Origin of the sequence: Gilliamella sp. B2923 (assembly GCF_026536565.1) — a bacterium.
In the GTDB taxonomy this organism is placed as follows: domain Bacteria; phylum Pseudomonadota; class Gammaproteobacteria; order Enterobacterales; family Orbaceae; genus Gilliamella.
The window spans coordinates 395042-413887 of sequence record NZ_JAFNNZ010000002.1; the positions used below are offsets into that span (position 1 = coordinate 395042).

General features: G+C 36.7%; 18 protein-coding genes and 1 rRNA gene. 2 read left to right on the top strand and 17 right to left on the bottom strand.

What is annotated here, in order from left to right; genetic code table 11:
- Nucleotides 1–37: 37 nt before the first annotated feature.
- The 5 genes from J3U42_RS04510 to J3U42_RS04530 form a co-directional block, all read right to left on the bottom strand.
- The gene (locus J3U42_RS04510; protein ID WP_220218766.1) at nucleotides 38–1237 is read right to left on the bottom strand and encodes an MFS transporter; all 1200 of its coding nucleotides are present in this window, start codon (nucleotides 1235–1237) and stop codon (nucleotides 38–40) included.
- A 294-nt stretch (nucleotides 1238–1531) separates the two neighbouring features.
- Complete coding sequence (gene aroL / locus J3U42_RS04515; RefSeq protein WP_220218765.1) at nucleotides 1532–2044, bottom strand: shikimate kinase AroL; 513 nt, start codon at nucleotides 2042–2044, stop codon at nucleotides 1532–1534.
- Between the two features lie 212 nt (nucleotides 2045–2256).
- Nucleotides 2257–2610 (bottom strand): DUF1870 family protein, encoded by a 354-nt coding sequence (locus J3U42_RS04520; RefSeq protein ID WP_267335733.1) that lies wholly within the window; start codon nucleotides 2608–2610, stop codon nucleotides 2257–2259.
- 148 nt (nucleotides 2611–2758) lie between these two features.
- A complete protein-coding gene (aroE, locus tag J3U42_RS04525; protein WP_267329041.1) occupies nucleotides 2759–3589 on the bottom strand; it encodes a shikimate dehydrogenase in 831 nt (276 codons plus the stop codon).
- Nucleotides 3590–3877: 288 nt separating this feature from the next.
- The gene (locus J3U42_RS04530) at nucleotides 3878–4777 is read right to left on the bottom strand and encodes a LysR family transcriptional regulator (protein ID WP_220218762.1); all 900 of its coding nucleotides are present in this window, start codon (nucleotides 4775–4777) and stop codon (nucleotides 3878–3880) included.
- A gap of 300 nt (nucleotides 4778–5077) precedes the next feature.
- On the opposite strand from J3U42_RS04530, the gene rpmB reads away from it, so the two are divergent.
- Nucleotides 5078–5314, top strand: a complete 237-nt coding sequence (gene rpmB, locus J3U42_RS04535; RefSeq protein WP_220218761.1) for a 50S ribosomal protein L28 — start codon at nucleotides 5078–5080, stop codon at nucleotides 5312–5314.
- 15 nt (nucleotides 5315–5329) lie between these two features.
- On the top strand, nucleotides 5330–5497 hold the full coding sequence (gene rpmG / locus J3U42_RS04540) for a 50S ribosomal protein L33 (RefSeq protein ID WP_034884348.1): 168 nt from the start codon (nucleotides 5330–5332) through the stop codon (nucleotides 5495–5497).
- A gap of 124 nt (nucleotides 5498–5621) precedes the next feature.
- Here the strand turns inward: rpmG and gltP are convergent, their stop codons facing one another.
- The 12 genes from gltP to rrf all read right to left on the bottom strand — a co-directional run bounded on the left by gltP (nucleotide 5622) and on the right by rrf (nucleotide 18630).
- Complete coding sequence (gltP, locus tag J3U42_RS04545) at nucleotides 5622–6932, bottom strand: glutamate/aspartate:proton symporter GltP (RefSeq protein ID WP_416380440.1); 1311 nt, start codon at nucleotides 6930–6932, stop codon at nucleotides 5622–5624.
- An 87-nt stretch (nucleotides 6933–7019) separates the two neighbouring features.
- On the bottom strand, nucleotides 7020–9713 hold the full coding sequence (gyrA, locus tag J3U42_RS04550; protein ID WP_267335737.1) for a DNA topoisomerase (ATP-hydrolyzing) subunit A: 2694 nt from the start codon (nucleotides 9711–9713) through the stop codon (nucleotides 7020–7022).
- A 97-nt stretch (nucleotides 9714–9810) separates the two neighbouring features.
- Nucleotides 9811–10389, bottom strand: a complete 579-nt coding sequence (locus J3U42_RS04555) for an SIS domain-containing protein (RefSeq protein WP_267329043.1) — start codon at nucleotides 10387–10389, stop codon at nucleotides 9811–9813.
- A gap of 16 nt (nucleotides 10390–10405) precedes the next feature.
- Complete coding sequence (locus J3U42_RS04560) at nucleotides 10406–10777, bottom strand: YraN family protein (RefSeq protein ID WP_267335739.1); 372 nt, start codon at nucleotides 10775–10777, stop codon at nucleotides 10406–10408.
- Nucleotides 10740–12590 carry a penicillin-binding protein activator gene (locus tag J3U42_RS04565; RefSeq protein ID WP_267335741.1) on the bottom strand — a complete coding sequence of 617 codons (1851 nt, stop codon included), beginning with the start codon at nucleotides 12588–12590 and terminating at the stop codon, nucleotides 10740–10742. The genes J3U42_RS04560 and J3U42_RS04565 overlap by 38 nt, the downstream gene beginning before the upstream one ends.
- A gap of 583 nt (nucleotides 12591–13173) precedes the next feature.
- Nucleotides 13174–14256 (bottom strand): 23S rRNA (cytidine(2498)-2'-O)-methyltransferase RlmM, encoded by a 1083-nt coding sequence (gene rlmM / locus J3U42_RS04570; RefSeq protein ID WP_267329045.1) that lies wholly within the window; start codon nucleotides 14254–14256, stop codon nucleotides 13174–13176.
- A gap of 44 nt (nucleotides 14257–14300) precedes the next feature.
- Complete coding sequence (locus J3U42_RS04575) at nucleotides 14301–15251, bottom strand: Kdo(2)-lipid IV(A) acyltransferase (protein WP_220218754.1); 951 nt, start codon at nucleotides 15249–15251, stop codon at nucleotides 14301–14303.
- Between the two features lie 248 nt (nucleotides 15252–15499).
- Entirely contained in the window at nucleotides 15500–16294 is a 795-nt protein-coding gene (gene thyA, locus J3U42_RS04580) for a thymidylate synthase (RefSeq protein WP_220218753.1), read from the bottom strand.
- On the bottom strand, nucleotides 16291–17160 hold the full coding sequence (gene lgt, locus J3U42_RS04585; protein WP_220218752.1) for a prolipoprotein diacylglyceryl transferase: 870 nt from the start codon (nucleotides 17158–17160) through the stop codon (nucleotides 16291–16293). The genes thyA and lgt overlap by 4 nt, the downstream gene beginning before the upstream one ends.
- The gene (rppH, locus tag J3U42_RS04590; RefSeq protein ID WP_220218751.1) at nucleotides 17157–17729 is read right to left on the bottom strand and encodes an RNA pyrophosphohydrolase; all 573 of its coding nucleotides are present in this window, start codon (nucleotides 17727–17729) and stop codon (nucleotides 17157–17159) included. Before rppH ends, lgt begins: the two co-directional genes overlap by 4 nt.
- Nucleotides 17730–17827: 98 nt before the next feature.
- On the bottom strand, nucleotides 17828–18388 hold the full coding sequence (locus tag J3U42_RS04595; protein ID WP_220218750.1) for a YgjV family protein: 561 nt from the start codon (nucleotides 18386–18388) through the stop codon (nucleotides 17828–17830).
- Nucleotides 18389–18514: 126 nt separating this feature from the next.
- A 5S ribosomal RNA gene (gene rrf / locus J3U42_RS04600) occupies nucleotides 18515–18630 on the bottom strand.
- Nucleotides 18631–18846: the final 216 nt, after the last annotated feature.

Genomic DNA, 18846 nt, shown 5'->3' on the forward strand with positions numbered 1-18846 from the left:
TAGGCGAGTATTTTGTAATTTTGTCTCTTTTTGCGATTTATATTTTGTTGATATCAATAACTTTTTTAAACCGATAAAAAACAATCGATCCTAAAATGACACTTAACATAGCGATAAAAAAGTCGAGCAAAATTGCGTAACTAACGTTAGTCATGGCCAGTTTCGGTACAATACGTGGTATAACAACGAAAGTCAGTCCACTAAAGGTGTACATACAACCGACCGCTAATCCTTTACGGGTTGGGAACATTTGCTGCATCACAACCAGTGTGAGTTGCAATACGCCACCAGCAGCAGTAAAGCCCATGCCGATAGCGGCAATAAGGCACATTAATGGTGAAATATTGAAATAAAATAAAATCAGAACAATGGCAGATAGCGCCGGCAATATAATGATACAAAAGATCGGTTTTAAGAATCGTTTTACGATAAATGCTGTTGCAAAAACCGAAATGATCGAAGCCGTACTGTAACAGCTAATCAGCAGGTTGGCGTCATCATCAGACATATTTACGCTTTTCATTGCGATAGTGGGTAACCACTGTAAGATAACAACGAAAGTTGCTGTGGTGGTAAATCCCATCAGCGTTAATAAAATGCCTTCAATTTCAAATCGAGGCGTAGCTTTAAAATAGTCCCCTGAACCTTTACTCCCTTTGATAGCGGTGTCTTTATGCGGAAATTTTTGCGGGAGTATTAATAAGCAATTAATTAAGAGATAAAAAGTGAACCCCCAAAATGCCCAGCCATACCATATGTGATTGGAATGAAAAAATGTGACAATAAAAGGAAGGACTAAAGAACCAATTGAGATAAATGCTTTAATCAGTACGCTTGCTGAGCCTGCCGAATTAGGAAAACATTCCGTTAATGCCGGCATTGAACCGGTATCTAAAAATGAGTTTCCGGCGCCGACTGCAATAGCTAAACAAAAGGCGACATGAATATTAGTACAAAAAGTCATGCCGATAAAGAAAATGGCATAGCAACTCATACCTAATAAGATAAACAGTTTTCGCCCAAATTTATCTGATAATAACCCGCCAATAAACATTAGACCTATCTTACCAATTCCAATACCGGAAGCGATATAGCCAAGATCAACAAGATCGGCATTGAGTTGGGTAAACAGATCTAGGGAGAATTGCATTATTACTATCAGCGCAATACTTTGAATAATATAATTAGCATAAATTGAACCGACAATTCCATATGAATTGACCTTTCGATTATCCATTGGTAATACTCCATATTTTAAAATTGAAAACTTTAACTACATTCAATATACAAGTATCAATATTAATCTGAAAGCGATAAGTACAAATTTATTGCTAAAATTTAACCTGCGTCACATTTATTTATAGATTTTAAACTATTTATAAAAAAAATAGCATGTTTTTGCGCAAGAATTATTCTTATACATAAAATTATTTTATAAGATTAGCAAAATCTATTCTTTTTTATTATCAAAAAAAATACCACGTTTAGGCGGTATTTTTAATAATGATCATGATAAGAATGATGATTAATATTAATTTTGTAATACTGTTAATATTTGAGCGAGAATCTGACTTTCATCCTGATCGACATTGATAACATGATGTGCTGCATCATGATAGAGTGGTAAGCGGTCAGCTAATACTTTTTCCATTTCATCAACAATCGATAAACCTGTCAAAGAGGGGCGCTGGGCAACATTTGGGTCTTTCATTAAACGAGCCGCTAGCGTTGCAGCTGGCGCAGAAAGAAAAATCACAATGCCATTTTCTTTCATAAAATCTCGATTATGATCAGCCAGTACCATTCCCCCGCCAGTCGCAATAACACGATTGGGCTTTGTTGTATCAACAAGTACTTGGCTCTCTCTTGCACGAAAACCTTCCCAACCCTCTTTTTCAACTATTTCAGCAACGGTTTTTTGTGTGGTTTCAAGTAGATGACAATCTGTATCAATAAAAGAATACGCTAACTTGTTGGCTAACATCTTTCCCATCGTGGTTTTGCCTGCGGCTCTTGCACCAACTAAAAAAATTGTATTATTCATTTTGTGTCCTTTTAGATATACAGATCTCACAATATGCTAACTATGCTAGTGATTCACTTGCCATTTTGCAACATTTATTTTACATTTTATTTGATAAATATTTAACATTATGAATTTATTTAAATTAATCACAAAATAAAATGCTCAATTTTGTAAACTAAAGTTTACATCGTTGATTTTTACAATCTGCTATACCCTATTATGGTTGCCAATTAGCACAGCTTTTCTAAGCCACGAAAATAGAGCTCAGTGGCTATGGATTGGTGCAATCGCCATTGAATAACGTCAAGATCGGGATTGACCTTTTTAAACTCGGCATAAGTCATAAAATAACGAATCGTATTGCTACCGACGCGATCATTAATGCTATTAATGATGATATTGATTTTGTCACTTCGCAATTTTTTCAGTTCTTGCATGGCATTTGCTACCGATTCCGGCACGGGTTTTGAACCGTTTTCCCATTCATGCCATGTGCTAGCATCCGTTTTACCAATATATTCACTTGCCTCTGGCACTTTTAACATCAGAAAACGACGATATGCCTGTAATTCTAAATTGGTCATAATGACTCCTTTTGATAACATTTTTCATTTATACAACTGGCTAACACCCTATTTATTTTTCAATAGTTGAGCTAAACAATTAGAGTGAAGTGTATAAATTTATTATTGATGCACCAAACGATTTCGGTTTGATGCATACTTTTTTGATCTATTTTTCAGCTAAAGCATCGATGACCGCTTGTTTGGCTTTTTCAGAAAGGTCTTTTCCTGTCCAAATTTTAAATTGCGCATTTGCTTGACCTATAAACATTTCACGCCCTGATATCGAGTCCCAGCCAGCTTTTTCTGCTGCTTGTCGGAATTTTGTATTATAAGGGGTGTAGACAATATCATAAGCCACACCTTTGCCTTTAAACCAATCTTGTTCGTAAGGTGTTTGATCTTCAAATTTACCTTTCATTCCTAGCGGCGTTGAGTTAATAATAATTTGTGCTTCAACTTTATGACGATCTTCCCAGGCAACAACCTTGAGGTTGAACTCTTTGGCTAAAGCTTCTGGTAGATCGGTTACAATATCGGTAACAGTGATATCGGTATAGCCTAGATCATGCAATCCAACCACAGCGGCACGCGCTGCGCCACCGGCACCAAGTAATAAAACTTTTTTATACTCTGGTGGTAACTTTTTCTGTTCAAGGGGCTGCATAAAGCCAACAATATCTGTGTTATCACCACAAAGCTTATCGCCATCCCAATAAACTAAGTTTGCTGCCCCAGCTTTTTTTACATGTTCAGTTACTTCATCTAAATAAGGGATAATTGTTTGCTTATGTGGAATGGTGACACATAATCCCCTTATATTAAGTAATCTGACCGATTTAAACAGAGTTGCAATTTCTTCTGGTGGGGTAGGAAATGGGACTAAAACTGCTGGAATGCCATAATCTTGAAATGATGTCGTATGAATTAGTGGGCTCATACTATGCCCTAAAGGATAACCGATAATGCCGTATATGCTATATGGCGTGAACTGGCTCATATAATCTCCTTGAAAGTTAGAAAATTAAAGCGAATAAATAAAATCTTTATCAAGAGTATTAAAGCATATTTATTATAAAATTAAATCATTTTTTCTTAATTTATAGATACAGTTAATGTTTTGTTTTATAACAATATGTTTAATATATAAAAAATAATTATTCCGACTTATTGACTGAAAATTTTCTGACTTGCAAGGCGATGATCGTAGCCTGATTCTATTTGGCATTTGTGCCAAATAAAATCAATCTGATTTGATGCTACCTGCAATATTGTTAATTATTGGCTCTCACCGGCCAAAGATTGCATCATCGCTATGTTCGATTAAAAAGTGGTAAAATTTTTGTGCCGCAGGCAAAAGTGGTCTGTTTTCCATGGTGGCAATAAAGATATCTCTTTTTTGATAGTTTTTACTCATCGGCACCAGCGTTACGTTAAACTCTTCAGGTATCAACACTCTTGGCATAATACCGATACCATAATTGATTGAAACTAATCCCATCATGGCACCTTCTGTTTCTACTCGACAAGCTATATTGGGTTTTACCCCTGTTTTATATAACATCTCATCAACGACATTTTTCATTCCACTCCTTTCGGTAAATAAGATTAGCGGTTCGTTAATCAGATCTTTTAAATCGAGTTTTTTACGTTTCGATAACGGGTGATCGTTAGAAATTATAAACACCAGTTCTTGTTTAGTTAATTTTTGAAAATGAACATCGGGTTCATCTTGCAAACGGGAACAGATCGCAATTTCATATTTTTTTGCTTTCAACCCTTCAATAATATTTTGTGACATTCCTTCATAAAATGAGAAAGTAATATTTTTATTGTCCGGTTGATCTAAGAAAGCTTTAATGATTTTTGGCATGTAATTGGTACTTATAGAATAGATGAAAGCTAGCCCGATATGCCCATGCGAAACGCTGGTTAGCTCTCTAACAAATTGTTCACCTTCTGACAAGGCGCTTAAAGCTTGTTCTACATAAGTTAGATACTGCTTACCCTCTTTTGTCAGTTCGACATTGCGCCCGCGTTTTTGAAACAGTTTGATTCCTACTTCTTTTTCAAGTTCTGAAATTGAATGACTTAAACTAGGTTGGCTAATGGAGAAATATTCTGATGTTGATGTGTAATGTTGTGTTTTAGCCAGTACCTGAAAGTACTTTAATTGTTTTAGATTCATGTCATCAAACTCTCTTAACTGATCTGTGCCCAAGACAGTATAGGAGAATTTTAGATTTACACAATATTTGTCGATTATTTAAATTTACCTTGTCGCTACTTATTTTTCGCATAAAATAAGATAATACTTGAGAATCTTTGCATAAAAGCGTATACTTCGCTACCTCATTATTATGGGTGTAGTGTGAGAGGTTAGTCTGCTTCTCAGATAGACTGCAGCAAACTAAAAGCCTGACGAGGTTAATTCCATTAACATATTACGCCCAAGGCTTAAGCATAGAAATTTCGGAGAATTATTGACATGTCACGAGTATGCCAAGTAACAGGAAAAAAACCTTTAGTAGGGAATAATCGTTCTCATGCGATGAATGCTACTAAACGTCGTTTTCTACCAAATCTTCAAACTCACCGTTTTTGGGTTGAGAGTGAAAAACGTTTTGTAAAATTACGTATATCTGCTAAAGGTATGCGAACTATCGATAAAAAGGGTATTGATGCAGTTTTAGCTGAACTTCGTGCCCGTGGTGAAAAGTACTAATAAGGAAACCATATCATGGCTAAAGGTGTACGTGAGAAAATTAGATTAGTTTCTTCTGCTGGTACCGGTCATTTTTATACCACTAGCAAAAATAAAAGAACAATGCCTGAAAAAATGGAGATCAAAAAATACGATCCTGTTGTTCGTCAGCACGTTGTTTATAAAGAAGCTAAAATTAAATAATTTTACTTTTAAATAAAAAACCCAGCTTAAGCTGGGTTTTTTTATATATATAATTGTGCAAATTAGATTAAGTTAATAAAAAAGCTCCAGTTTTAACTGAAGCTTTATAAATTATAATGATGTTTTATTTTAAATATTGTTGCTCATATGCTCTTGCTTTTTTATCATCAAAAACATGTTCCCACCGAGCGATAACGATAGCAGCCAATGCATTACCCACAACATTCACAACTGTTCTACCCATATCTAAAATACGCTCAACACCCATAATATAACCAATACCGGCGATTGGGATATCAACACTACCGAGTGTAGCTGATAACACTAAAATTGAAGCGCCTGGTACACCAGCAATCCCTTTTGATGCTATCATTAATGTGATAACGATGATAATTTGATCGAGAATACTTAAATTCATACCAAATAATTGCGCGAGAAAAATAACAGTTATACTTTGATATAGTGTTGAACCATCAAGATTAAATGAATATCCAGTCGGGATAACAAAACTGGTAATTGATTTCGGAGCACCATAAGCTTCCATTTTTTCAATGATCTTAGGCAAAGCTGTCTCGGAGCTTGCCGTTGAAAACGCAATAACGAGTTCTTCTTTTAATATTTTTAATAAAGTAAAAATATTAAATCGGCACAATTTACAAACTAAACCTAATATGACCAGGGTAAATACAATCATTGCTGAATAGACCGTTAAAATCAATTTCACTAATGGCAGTAATGAAGCAAAGCCATATTTGGCAACGGTTACTGTGATTAAGGCAAATACCCCAATAGGTGCGTAACGCATAATCATATTTGTTACTTTAAACATTGTATCTGATACCACTTTTAATAAGAATAAAAATGGATCACGCTGTTTATCAGGTAACGACATTAAGCCTAAGCCAAAAAAGACACAGAAGAAGATAACAGGTAAAACTGCACCATCAGACATTGCTTTAAAGATATTAGCCGGAATCATGTCTAAAATCATAACAATTAAACCATGCGGTTTACCGCTAAGTTCTTCAGCTGCTTTCGTATATTTACTAATATCTGCTGAAGCTAACGTTGAAGAATCTATTCCCGCGCCAGGTGCAAAGAAATTACCCCAAAAAAGACCTAATAAAATAGCAATAGTGGTGATAACTTCAAAATAAAGAATAGTTTTAAAGCCAAGCATTCCTAAACGTTTTGAACCACCAATGCCTGCTATACCTAACGTTAAAGTACTAAGAATAATTGGCAATACAATCATCTTAATTAAACGGATAAAAATATCACCTGCAGGTTGGAAAATATTAACAATGGCAAATTGATAATATGAATGTAATTCATGATTAGGATTTGCTAATTCATATAGAAAAGCACCTGTCACTACACCTAAGATCAAGGCAATTAAAATTTGCCATGCAAGATTAGTTAAGATTTTTTTAATAAAAAATGACATCTCATACGATTCCTTTTGAGGTTTTCTAAAACAAAAAAGGATTAGTTTTTCACTAATCCTTTTAATAATAAAGATTTATTCTTCGGATTCCTGTGCGGAATCACCCAGCTCCTCATTTTGCTGAGATAATTCCGTATCTGCCTCATCCTCAGTTTCAGCAATTCGCTGTAATCCGACCACTTTCTCGTTATCCGCAGTACGAATTAACATCACGCCTTGCGTATTTCGACCAACAACACTCACTTCTGATACACGAGTACGGACTAATGTACCGGCATCAGTAATTAACATGATTTGATCCGTTTCTTCAACTTGTACTGCACCAACTACTGCACCATTTCGCTCACTGACTTTAATCGATATTACGCCTTTAGTTGCACGTGATTTAGTTGGATATAATTCTTGTTCAGTACGTTTACCATAACCATTTTGCGTTGCAGTTAAAATTGCACCATTTCCACGAGGAACAATAAGTGAGACAACTTTATCATCGCCCTCTAATTTTATTCCTCTAACACCTGTTGCCGTTCGTCCCATGCAACGAACTTTATTTGCCGGGAATCGAACAACTTTACCATTAGCTGAAAATAACATAATGTCTTCTGTATTAGAGATTTGAGACACTTCGTCATCATTGTCTGCCTCATCAACGATTAAATCATCATTCAGCTCTTCATCATCAACGATATCAGATGTTTCATTACTAGTTAAATCAACGCCGATTAATTCGTCATCATCACGTAAGTTAATCGCAATAATTCCACCACTGCGAGGGCGGCTAAATTCAATAAGTGAAGTTTTCTTAACCGTTCCTTGCGCGGTTGCCATAAAGACGCAATGTTCATCATCAAATTCCCGAACAGGCAAAATGGCAGTAATGCGCTCATCAGCTTCCAGTGGTAATAAATTGATGATTGGTCGACCACGTGATCCACGGCTGGCTTCCGGTAATTGATAAACCTTCATCCAATACAATCGCCCACGGCTTGAGAAACATAAAATAGTGTCGTGAGTATTTGCTACGAGTAATTTTTCAACAAAATCTTCTTCTTTGATTTTGGTCGCTGACTTACCTTTACCACCACGACGCTGAGCTTCGTAATCTGATAATGGTTGATATTTTACGTAACCTTGATGCGATAACGTCACAACAACATCTTCTTGAGCGATAAGATCTTCAATATTGATATCTGCGCTACTTGCCGTGATTTCAGTTCTACGAGCATCTTGGAATTGGTCACGAACAGCTTCAAGCTCTTCGCGAATCACTTCCATCAATCGTTCCGGGCTTGATAAGATAAATAATAGTTCACCAATTAAAACTAATAGCTCTTTATATTCATCAAGGATTTTTTCATGTTCAAGACCAGTTAAACGGTGTAAACGTAGATCTAAAATAGCTTGTGCTTGCGCTTCAGATAGGTAATAGTGACCATCACGAATACCAAATTCCGGTGCAAGGTCTTCCGGACGAGCGGCATCATCACCGGCCTTTTCCAGCATAGCGGCAACATGGCCTAATTGCCAAGCTTGCGCTAATAATTTGGCTTTCGCTTCCGCTGGCGTTGCTGCCGCGCGGATTAACTCAATCACTGGATCGATATTGGCCAGCGCAATAGCGAGGCCTTCTAACACATGGGCACGCTCACGTGCTTTACGCAGTTCATAAATGGTACGACGAGTGACCACTTCTCGACGGTGAAGCACAAATGCTTCAATCATTTCCCGTAGGTTTAATAGTTTTGGTTGACCTTTATGTAAGGCTACCATGTTGATACCAAATGAGACTTGTAATTGCGTCAGTGAGAAAAGATTGTTTAATACCACTTCACCAACAGCATCTCGCTTGATTTCAATGACAATACGCATACCGTCTTTATCAGATTCATCACGTAATGCAGAAATGCCTTCGACTTTTTTGTCTTTAACTAATTCTGCAATCTTTTCGATAAGCTTTTTCTTGTTAACTTGATAAGGAATTTCGTTAACGATGATTGTTTCACGACCGGTTTGGTCATCGACTTCAACGGTAGCTTTAGAACGAATATAAATAATACCACGCCCGGTACGGTAAGCATTTTCGATACCTTTGCGACCATTGATTAGCGCAGCAGTTGGGAAATCCGGACCTTGAATATGCTCCATTAATCCTTCAACTGAAATATTTTCATCTTCGATAAAAGCAAGACAACCATTGATAACTTCAGTTAAATTGTGAGGTGGAATGTTGGTTGCCATACCAACGGCAATCCCAGATGAGCCATTAATTAATAAATTAGGGATACGTGTTGGTAACACATCGGGGATCATTTCTGAGCCGTCGTAGTTAGGCGAGAAGTCGACCGTTTCTTTATCGAGATCGGTTAGTAATGCGCCAGCGAATTTTTGCATGCGAATTTCGGTATAACGCATCGCCGCTGCTGAGTCACCGTCAACCGAACCGAAGTTACCTTGACCGTCGACAAGCATATAGCGTAACGAAAACGGCTGAGCCATACGTACGATAGTGTCATAGACAGCTGAGTCGCCATGTGGATGATATTTACCGATCACATCCCCTACAACACGTGCAGATTTTCGATAAGGTTTATTCCAATCGTATCCGGCCTCATGCATGGCAAATAAAACCCGTCTATGTACCGGTTTTAATCCGTCACGCACATCAGGTAATGCACGCCCAACAATAACAGACATTGCATAATCAAGATACGAGGATTTCAATTCATCTTCAATATTAACGGGGGTTATTTCTTTGGCTAGTTCGGTCATAACACCATGTTCTCTTATTAATTTAAGTCATCAAATCAGCCTATAATTATAGCACAAAATCACTATAAATGCAGAATTAAACTGATTTAATTTCAACTTATTCACCATGAATAAACAATGTGTTTTCAATTAATTGGCATAAACAGTTTAAAATCATGGCATGCATTTCATATGCCATGACTTTTTTGTATGACGGAATTCGAATTTCGATATCATTTTGCCCCAGTAAACCAATAACTTCACCGCCATCAAAAGCGGTCAAGGCAACAATTTTCATATCTTTGATTACCGCCTCTTGTACGGCTCGAATAATCGATCGGCTATTACCTTGGCATGTAGAGATAACTAAGGTATCACCTCGATGACCGAGTGCTTGAATTTGGCGAGCATAGACTTCTTCATGATTACTAATAGCACTGAGTAACACATTATCAGAGACTAACGCAATAGCAGGAATGCTCGGTCTTTCTATATCCATACTGGTAATTAAACGTGAGGTAAAACTTTGCACATTTGCCGCCGCAGAGCCATTGCCACAACTCATTATTTTATTCCCGTTTAGCAAACTCTCGACAATAATATTAGCCGCTTTTTCTATGGAAGAACCGAGTGACTCAGCCATGACAATTTGTGTTTGAATACTTTCTGTAAAATAATTTTTAATTAAGTCTTGCACGTTTTTCACCTAAAAATTAAAACGCATTGATAATCCATTTCTGGTTTTTACCGGTCACGGCAAAAACATCAAATCTAAATTCGGTTTCTTCTATGTTTAAATTATTCGATATCATCCAAAGTTGTGCCGCTTGCCTAATTTTGGCTTGTTTAGACGGCGTAACTGTCGTTTCAGCTTCACCAAAATTAGCATTCTTACGGTAGCGCACTTCAACAAATACAAAACACTGTTTGTCACGCATAATTAAGTCAATTTCACCTAAGCGACATCGACTATTTTGTTCAACGAAAACCAGCCCTTGTTGAATTAAAAATTGGCAAGCAATTTGCTCATAATGCTTGCCAATATTTTTATTCTTCGTTTGTTGTGTTGGTTGATGCTGCAACATAAGCGTACTGTTGCCAGGATAACGAACGTGTAACTTCACATTGGTTACTGGTAGATAATTTCCCGGTCATACCGTTAAGGAAATCAGCTTGATAAGAGTCTAACTGATTAAAACGATTCGCTAGTCTCCATGCATCAATTCCCATTGCATACAATCGTAATAATGAATAATCTTTTTGAATATTACCCGGTACCATTGTTGTCATACTATCAGATAAGTTTACTATCATTGGAATATCGGCATACTCGGTTTGATTCATATCATAATTAAAATCGTTTGATCGATTAGCGGTATGGCTTTTAGAGCTGGAATAAAGTAATACTGAGCTCGATGCATTACCCACAGTTTTACCCGCACCCATATCAAGCATTGGTTTAATTAATGTCATTTCATCGTATGAAGCGTAAACATAAACGGCATCAAAACCAGAAGCTGAACCTGCATAGGATGCATCATCAGCAAAAACCGGACTACCTGTTAATCTAATTCCGACATTGCGATTCATATTTGCTCTTAGCGAGCTTGCATTAGCAAAATATTGAACATAGGCTTGCGAACTGTTTGCCGATAGTTGTGACCACTGTTTAGCAAAGCTTTGTGCAACCCGGCGACCTAAATCGGTTTGTGGTACAAGTAATAGCGGTCTTGTTTTATTTTGCGCATAAATATGGTTAGCCGCATCTATGGCTTCATCTTCTGGCGATAATGCAAAATAGCACATCTTATTTGTCGTTGCGACGCTATTATCAACTTTATTAAGCGCTAAAACCGGAATACTTGGGGATAACTGTTTTATTTTTGTAACGTCATCTTTCAACAAAGGCCCCACGATTAATTCAACATTTTGGTCTTGAGCTTGTTGAATTAATGACTCCATTGGGGCAGATGATGTATCTAAGATAACCATGTTTTGCTGTGGCTCCTGTGGATAAAATTTAATAGCATCCACATAGCCTTGGCGAATAGTATTACCAAATATGCGTGAAGAACCATTTAATGGCAGTAATAATGCGACTTTTTTAGCATTTGCATTATCTACCGAAATAGACTCTTCACCGGTTAAAGAAGGAATAAGTAATTTAGCTGGATGATCCGGATAACGCATCGCCCAATCTTTAATTGCTTGCATTAATATTGCATTTTGATTTTGAGCGTTCGCTGCAATGGCTTGACCATTTTCATCATCTTGTTTCACCGGCACTGGTCGATTGTTTAAAAACACAAAAGCTAAATCAACCCAACCTTGCAACGTCGTTTCATTGTCGTAAACGCTAATTGAACTTAATTGATTTTGAGTTAGTTTTTTGAAGAAATTAAAGGTATTGTGAATCACTTGCTTTCTTTGCTGATCAGTAGCAAATATTTCAAGATCGATATAATCATGCGCTTGTTGATTGATATTTTTACTTTTTGCGTCAAACGCTAATTTTATACTGTAGTAACGATATAATTGACGATTATTTAATTCTTTAACATTTAATTGGTTGAGGTCAAATGATTTACCGGTTTTAACAGCAATTTCACCTAATAATAAGAGTTTTTCATTTTGCTGAGCAACATTGAGATCGGTTAGCTGAGATAAGATCGACTTCGCTTGTGAAATTTTATTTTCTTTCACTAACGCTCGCACCGCCAGTAATTGCCAGTTTGTCTTAGCTGAACCGGTCGCAGAATCTACCTGAGATAAATAATAAGCAGAATCTTTAGTCTCATCAAAATCAGAAGATTTTTTTGATATATTGAGTGTACAGCCAACCAGTAATGCATATAGTGCTAATATTACAATAGCATATAAGGATTGTTTTAATTTCATACCCATTCTCTTGTAATTTGTTATCTTAAAATTCTTTATTGATAAACAGTTTTATTTATCAATGACAATGACGCCAGTTTATTGCCACTCTTAGTTGGATTTATTTTCTAGCGCTTCATAAAACGGTGATTAATTTTTTTAAAGACAGTGCAATTAATATTTCAAGATTAAAACATATCTTTCTATTAATAATCTGTCATTTGACAATCAATTGTATTAACGGAAATAGTGCTATGCCGTATTACATACAATAGAGTTTAAATGGTAAGCTTTTTAAGCACAAATTTAAAGCTATAATATTTCACTTTACCCTGATTATTGCGTTAATTTTAGTCAATAGCGCTCTTTTTTATTATTCTACTGTTTAATTCGAATAAATAAACATCACTAACTGTCAAAAAAAATCTTAATAATTCTTAACAATTTAGTTTACGATTGTTTAAATTATTAAAAATTGACCAGTTAATAGATTTCGCTTTAATCACGCCGAATTGATATTATAATCGGCGCTTTTTAACAGTTACCTCAATTATTAGCCAATGGCTAATTAAGCGAGCGATAATCAAGTTATTAAATTCGTTTGCTATCCCCAAATTCTTTGTACATGCACGGTGATCTCTTCGCGATCATGATAAAGCTGTTTTGCCTGTATTTGTACATTAATCTGATGATTTTTCAGTTGGTTATGTAGTAGCTCTAAATTTTGTTTGACTTCTTCATAACGCTTTTTCATAGGTAATTTGAGATTAAAGATCGTTTCTCGACACCAACCATTGATTAGCCACTTTGCAATTAACTCAGTCACTTTAGCGGGTTTTTCAACCATATCACAGACCAACCAATAAATATTATGTTTTTTCGGTTCAAATTTAAAACCATCCTCACGAAAGTGTTTAACTTGACCGGTTTCCATTAATTTTTCATTCATTGGTCCATTATCGATGGCATAAACCATCATACTACGTTTAACTAGCTGATATGTCCAGCCGCCCGGGCAAGCGCCAAGGTCGACGGCATTTAAGCCGCCTTTTAAGCGTTCATCCCACTCTTCATAAGGAATAAAAATATGAAATGCTTCTTCCAATTTTAAGGTTGAGCGAGACGGTGCATCAGACGGAAATTTCAATCTTGCAATCCCCATATAAAAAGGCGAATTGTTTTGGCTTAATGAATAGCCAACATAACAGCTATGGTTATTGATAAATAATAAGTGAATAACCGGGCGTGAAGGATTTTGCACTTTTAGTAGAATTCGCTTATTTCTCAGAGCCTGTCTGAGCGGAACAGTAAATTTACGGCAAAACCCCGCTAACGCTTTACCTTCATTGGTATCAGCAACTTCAACCCGCAAATCGCCCGCTTTTTCGACGCATCCGGTTAGTGCATCGATTATTGGTGATATGCGATCGTTGGTTGGCAGATCTGTTAGTAGGTCACCAGATACAAACATCTGCCTTGCAAAGATAAGTGTTCTAAATGATAACGTTTTAATTAAGCGCTGTGCATCTTCAGGTTGATAGCATTCAAACACGACATAACCACTGTTATCTTTTACTTTGGCAAAACCGTATATCTCATGCTGTGTGGCTTTATCGGTAATTTCTGCTGCACACTCTTTTTCAAATCCACAACGGCAATAGAGAATAATTTTATTAAGTTTTTGCATATTTCGTTTTGACTCTTTTAACCAACAATTTCAAATAACCTGTTTTAGTCAGATTGAACACTATCTGTGTATAACGGCGCCTCACCTTTTGGACGAGTTTTAAATCGTCGATGTAACCACATATATTGTTCGGGAGCTTTTAAAATTTCCTGTTCGATAGCTTTATTCATAAAGGTTGCAGCTTGAACATCATCATCGACCGGATACCCTTCAAGTGGCGGTGTAACATACACGGTATAATGACCATTTTTTTCACGTTTAGGGGTAAATGGAATAATAGCCGGGTGACCGAGTTTAACTAAAATGCGCGTGCCAATGGTTGTCGCTGCTTTTTCAACTGAAAATAGTGGCGCAAACACGCTATTTTTAGGTCCGTAGTCATGATCGGGGGCGTACCACAGTAATTCGCCATTTTTTAACGCCCGAACCATTCCTTTGGTGTTATAGCGATCTAACATATATTTATTTGATTTCAAGCGGCCTTTAAGCTGAACATAATCCATTACCGGATTATCGTTTGGTCGGTAGACCCCAACTCCCGGATGACTCATACCTAAAATACGGGCACCTAATTCAAGTGTTAAAAAGTGGATGCCAATAAGCAGTACACCCTGCCCCGATTGCTGTATTTGGGTAATATAAGAATCACCGACAATCGATGATTGTTTAGCTAGCCGTTTATCTGACCAAAACCAAGCGATTCCTGTTTCGAAAATAGCAACACCAGTTGAAATAAAATTTTCTCGCAACAATTGGTCTCGTTCTTGCTGGGACTTTTCAGGAAAACAGAGCTTAAGGTTTTGTCTGGCGGTCTCTTTACGTTTACCTATCAATTTCATGGAAAGCAAGCCTAGACCTTTACCAATTTGATAAATGATTGGATAAGGCAATAAAACGATTAGATACAAAATACCAATACCAAACCACGTTAACCAGTAACGAGGGTGTAATAAACGTTTTGAAAAAATGGGGCGTATTTCCTGATTTTGATTCATATTAAGATCAAATAATTATTTAAACAAAGTAGATTATTATATACCAAATCTTGATTTAAGAGGCAGAAAAATAACATGCCCGAGGGCTGCTTTAATCCTTCATCAAGATAAGGCGTTTGCATAAAGCTAATGATTTGAAACAGATGTTAGGGATTAAATTGATTAATCCCTATTGTGAAATTTAACACTTTAACAGCGCTAATTTTATACTCAAACGTATACTATTTCTGAAACTTCTTGACAAACAATTAGACTGCAACCGGTGCTTTAATTGCCGGATAAGGATCATAATCAACGATGTCAAAATCCTCGAAGACATAATCGAAGATTGTCGGTGGTTTACGTTTGATAACCAGTTTTGGTAACGCTCTTGGTTCACGAGTTAACTGTAAATGTGTTTGCTCCATATGATTTGAGTAAAGGTGAGTATCGCCACCTGTCCAGACAAAATCACCGACTTCTAAATCACACTGCTGTGCAATCATATGCACAAGAAGTGAATAGCTAGCAATATTAAAAGGTAGACCTAAAAAAACGTCACATGAACGCTGATAAAGCTGACAAGAAAGTTTACCTTGTGCCACGTAGAATTGGAAAAAAGCATGACAAGGCGCTAAAGCCATTTGATCAAGCTCACCCACATTCCAGGCTGAAACAATCATCCTTCTTGAATCCGGGTCATGTTTGATTTGTTCAATCAGTTGCGAAATCTGATCGATTTGACGCCCGTCGGCAGCTCCCCATGCTCGCCACTGTTTGCCATACACAGGGCCTAAATCACCATTTTCATCAGCCCATTCATCCCAAATGGTCACTTTGTTATCTTGTAAATACTTTATATTGGTATCGCCTTTTAAAAACCAAAGCAATTCGTGGATAATTGAACGTAAATGACATTTTTTGGTGGTGACCAATGGGAAACCATCTTGTAAATTAAATCGCATCTGATGACCAAAAATAGATAAGGTCCCTGTTCCTGTTCGATCTGATTTAGGTGTTCCTTCATCTAAAATTTTTTGCATAAGTGCTAAATATTGTTTCATGGTTTTATGGCCTTTTTATTAAATCTGTAAGCATATAAAAGAATGAAAATACCACCAAAAATCATTGGTAGGCATAAAATTTGTCCCATACTAATGATGTTTAAAAATAAGCCCAACTGTTCATCGGGTTGTCGGTAGAATTCAATGACAAATCTAAACACACCATAGCAAAGCAAAAATAGACCGGATACACTGCCGGTTGGTCGAGGTTTGCGAATAAATAGATTTAAGATGATAAATAGAACAATTCCTTCAAAAAACATTTCGTAAAGTTGAGATGGATGTCTTGGCAAGATACCATTCAATTGCGAATAAAGCGAGTACCACTCAGGGTGAGACTGCACAAACATAAAATCAGCATGCGCAGATGTCGGAAATAACATGCCAATGGATGAATTGGTAACACGCCCCCACAGTTCGCCATTGATAAAATTACCAAATCGACCAAACATCAATCCGATTGGTACCAACGGTGCAACAAAATCAGCTACTTGCATAAACGTTTTGCCCGTTTTTTTAGCAAAAATTGCTATTACGCAGATGGCGCCAATTAAGCCTCCATGAAATGACATTCCCCCTTCCCACACTTTAAATAGCGTTATAGGGTCGTGCATAAAGGCTTCGAAATTGTAGAAAAAGACATAACCTACTCTTCCACCAATAAAGAGCCCTAAAAAGCCCCAGAAAAGGAGATTTTCAACTTGTTGTGCTGTCCATTGACTATCGGGTTTACTCGCTCGGCGTTTTGCCAGAAAAAGCGCACCAACTATGCCAAATAGATACATTAAACCATACCAATGCAAAGAAATAGGACCTAATGAAAGTGCAACTGGATTAAAATCCGGAAATTGTAAATATTGATTCATTTTTTTACACGCTGTTTGTTTTTTCGTTTATGAACAAAGAAATTAAATCGTTTCTTTTTAGAAACATTTGCTACAGGTAAATCCGATTCAGACTGTATGGTAAATACAGATAAGCAAAATTCTTTCATTGCTTTTCGGTATACATCCCGTTTAAAAGCAATAACCTGTCTAATAGGGTACCAATAGCTTACCCATTTCCAATCATCAAATTCCGGGGTAGAAGACATGTTTAGATTAATCACCGACGGATCAGAAATAAGCTCTAATAAAAACCATTTCTGCTTTTGTCCAATACAAACAGGTTGATTTTCCCAACGAATCATTCTTTTGGGTAATTTATAACGAAGCCAACCATTAGTTACTGACAAAATTTTTACATCTTTTGGTAATAATCCTACCTCTTCATTAAGTTCTCGAAACATTGCCTGCTCAGGCGTTTCGTTTTGTTTTATTCCGCCCTGAGGAAACTGCCAAGAATTTTGCCCGTAACGACGAGCCCAAAGTACTTGACCATACCTGTTACAAATAACTATTCCTACATTTGGACGGTAGCCATCATTATCGATCACTGACTACCTCAAAAAATTTATTTTTTATATAGCTGAATTGTTTCATACATACAGCAATAAATAAATAGAAAAATGATGTTAAACGTATAAATATGCTGTTATTCAGATGTTTTTTTCGCTAATTTGATAATCGTCACGATGTTAATCACCGCAAATGTGATTTCAATAGCCAGACTACCGAGTGAACCTATCACTAAACTATAGATTATCCATAATGCACTACTGAGTAAGATCAGTAAGCGCATTTGCTGTTGCTGAAAACGAAAAAGCGCAATGGTTACCAGTGTCGTACCGATAACAGAGAAATAGTGAATAAATTGCGTGCAGTCGGGCGTAGTGAGAAAATAAAATATCCACATTAGGGCTATAAAAAACAACATTGCCAACAGGCTTTTGGTATATGCTGAGGTAATATTTCGGAAAATATTGATAATATTGAGGATAGCTGCCGGATAAGATTCGGGACCCAGCAGGTAAAAATGCAGTGTCATAATGATATTGACTAGGGTTAATTGATTACGAAAAGCGCTATCTTTACGTTGTAAAAAAGCACTTACGCCAACAAGATAACCTAATATTCCAACCAACTGAGGAACTGTTGTATATTTTTGAATAAAATCAGATCCAAAAAACTGATATAAATACTCCAGATTATCCATCGTTCACTCCTTAGACAAATGGATTGAAATTATACGATCTTTGCGTAAATCATTTAACCTAAATATTTAAACGATAAGATGCAAAAAAGCCCAGCATCTCTGCTGGGCTTTCGCTCTAATTTAAAAGTCTGGCGGCACCCTACTCTCACATGGGTAATACCCACACTACCATCGGCACTACGGCGTTTCACTTCTGAGTTCGGCATGGGGTCAGGTGGGACCACCGCGCTATTACCGCCAGACATATTCTGTCTTCTCTTTCTTCAACTGATGCGCATTATCGCATGTCTGCATCAATCGCTCAATCCGGAACAAACTGTTTTATCAATCTTTCATCACCTTTCGATGATTTCTTACTCTCAACTTGCGTAACCCAAAACAACTCCGAGTTGTAAGGTTAAGACTCTCGGTTCATTAGTATCAGTTAGCTCAATGTATCACTACACTTACACACCTGA